The organism is Siminovitchia fortis (assembly GCF_007681465.1).
GTDB classification, from domain to species: Bacteria; Bacillota; Bacilli; order Bacillales; family Bacillaceae_C; genus Siminovitchia; species Siminovitchia fortis.
The window spans coordinates 1-205 of sequence record NZ_VEKZ01000216.1 but is presented as its reverse complement, the minus strand read 5'-3'; the positions used below and the strand labels follow the sequence as shown (position 1 = coordinate 205).

At 60.0% G+C, this 205-nt stretch carries 1 protein-coding gene; it reads right to left on the bottom strand.

Annotated elements, in window-relative coordinates:
* Positions 1-205, bottom strand: a 205-nt coding sequence (locus FS666_RS19595; protein ID WP_144463816.1) for an ABC transporter permease subunit, incomplete at both ends; no start/stop codon positions are given.

The window sequence follows — 205 nt, the reverse complement described above, 5'->3', positions numbered from 1 at the left end:
GACGAGCCTCATGCGCTGCCAGCGGGTCATATTGAGCGCAATGCCCGCTTCCGTCTGCCCGCCGGGCACCGACAGAATCGCTCCCCTGACGATTTCCGACGCATAAGCCCCGTAGTTCAGGCTCAAAGCCAGAACCCCGGCGGCAAACGGGGACAACTCCATCCCAAACGCCGGAAGCGCAAAATAGAAGAAGAACATCTGGACA